The sequence below is a fragment of the Collinsella aerofaciens genome (assembly GCF_001405375.1).
GTDB lineage: Bacteria > Actinomycetota > Coriobacteriia > Coriobacteriales > Coriobacteriaceae > Collinsella > Collinsella aerofaciens_F.
The window spans coordinates 140,281-142,595 of sequence record NZ_CYYP01000001.1 but is presented as its reverse complement, the minus strand read 5'-3'; the positions used below and the strand labels follow the sequence as shown (position 1 = coordinate 142,595).

The following is a 2,315-nucleotide window of genomic DNA, read 5'->3' as shown; positions in this document are numbered from 1 at the left end:
TACAGAGAGGAGCCCACTATGAGCGACATCATGAGGCCGATCCCGTTTTCGCAGCTGATGAACTGGATCATCGAGGAGCACAAGACTCAGGGCGCCGTCTTTGGCGTGCGCAAGATGGTCACGACCAACCAGGAGGGCGCGCTTCCCATTTTTGACGAGCGCATCGAGACTCCGTTTGGCCCGGCCGCCGGTCCCAACACGCAGCTTGCCCAGAACATCGTGGCCTCTTATGTGGCCGGTTCCCGCTTCTTTGAGCTTAAGACCGTTCAGGTTATGGACGGCGAGGGGCTCTCCAAGTGTGTGAACAAGCCCTGCATCGTGGCGCAGGACGAGTGCTACAACTGCGAGTGGTCGACCGAGCTCGAGGTTCCGCAGGCCTTTGCCGAGTACGTGAAGGCATGGTTTGCCTGCCACCTGATCGCTCGCGAGTACGGCCTGGGCAGCCCGGACGGCTTTGTCTTCAACATGTCCGTGGGTTATGACCTGGAGGGCATCAAGAGCCCCAAGGTCGATGCATACATTGAGGGCATGAAGGACGCCAGCGGCTCCGAGGTTTGGAACGAGTGCCGCACGTGGGCGCTCGCTAACCTGGACAAGTTTGAGAATGTCGATGCCGCGTTTGTCGAGTCCATCCCGGCGCGCGTCTCCAACTCCATTACCGAGTCCACGCTGCATGGCTGCCCGCCGGCGGAGATCGAGCGCATCGCGACCTATCTGATTACCGAGAAGGGTCTCAACACCTACATCAAGTGCAACCCCACGCTGCTGGGCTATGAGTTTGCTCGCCAGCGCCTCAACGAGCTGGGCTTCGACTACATCGTCTTCGATGACACGCACTTCCGCGAGGATCTGCAGTGGGTCGACGCTGTGCCCATGTTTGAGCGTCTGATTGCCCTGTGTGCCGAGCGCGGCCTGGAGTTTGGCGTCAAGCTGACCAACACGTTCCCCGTCGACGTGACGAGGAACGAGCTGCCCTCCACCGAGATGTACATGTCCGGCCGTTCGCTGTTCTCGCTGACCATCGAGGCCGCCCGTCGCATTACCGAGCAGTTCGATGGCAAGCTGCGCATTAGCTACTCTGGCGGTGCTACGGTCTACAACATCCGCGCCCTGTACGATGCCGGCATTTGGCCCGTCACCCTGGCGACCGACGTACTCAAGCCTGGTGGCTACGAGCGCTTTAGCCAGATGGCTGGCGAGTTTACCGACCTGGATGGCAAGCCGTTCGCGGGCGTCTCTCTCGAGGCCGTGACTGCGATCCAGACCGACTCGCTCACCAACCCGCTCTACAAGAAGCCGCTGCGCCCGCTGCCCGACCGCAAGGTCGCCGGCAAGAGCCCGCTTTCCGACTGCTTTACCACGCCGTGCCGCACGAGCTGCCCCATCCAGCAGGATATTCCCGCCTATCTGGCGGCTGTTGACGAGGGCCGCTTCGAGGACGCGCTCAACATTATCATCGAGCGCAACGCCCTGCCGTTCATCACCGGTACCATCTGCCCGCATCCCTGCGGCCGTGCCTGCGAGCGTGCGTTCTACGAGCCCGAGGGCGCCCAGATTCGCGCCAGCAAGCTCAAGGCCGCCCGCGAGGCCATGGCCGCCGTGCTGCCCAAGCTGCGCGCCCAGGCCATCGCAAACGACGGCGAGCGCAACGTTGCCGTTATCGGCGGCGGCCCGGCCGGCCTGGCGACCGCGTTCTTCCTGACGCGTGCCGGCGTGCCCGTCACCATCTTTGAGGCCCGCGATTCGCTCGGTGGCGTGGTCCGTCACGTGATTCCCGAGTTCCGCATTGCGAGCGACGATATCTCCCACGATGCCGAGCTCTGCCTGGCCTTTGGCGCCAAGGTGCAGCTCAACGCTCGCGTTGATTCCATTGACGAGCTCAAGGCCCAGGGCTTTACCGACGTGGTCGTGGCCACCGGTGCCTGGATGCCCGGCTCTGCGGGCTTGGGCGAGGGTGCCGAGCTCGATGTGCTGGAGTTCCTCGAGGCCGCCAAGAAGGGCGAGAAACTCGAGCTGGGCGAGGACGTCGTGGTCATTGGCGCCGGCAACACCGCCATGGACGCGGCCCGCGTGGCCAAGCGCCTGGCCGGCGTGAAGAACGTGCGCCTGGTGTATCGCCGCACCAAGAAGCAGATGCCCGCCGACGAGGAAGAGCTCGATCTTGCTCTTGCCGACGGCGTTGAGTTCTGCGAGCTGCTGGCGCCCAAAGCGCTCAACGGCTCCGTGCTGACCTGCGACGTTATGGAGCTCGGCGAGCCGGATGCAAGCGGCCGCCGCAGCCCCGTCGCCACGGGCGAGACCGTCGAGCTTTCCGC

General features: G+C 63.9%; 1 protein-coding gene. It reads left to right on the top strand.

What is annotated here, in order from left to right; all coding sequences use genetic code 11:
* Positions 1-18 precede the first annotated feature (18 nt).
* Positions 19-2,315, top strand: a 2,297-nt coding sequence (gene ygfK / locus ARB25_RS00670; protein ID WP_055285244.1) for a putative selenate reductase subunit YgfK, incomplete at its 3' end; no start/stop codon positions are given.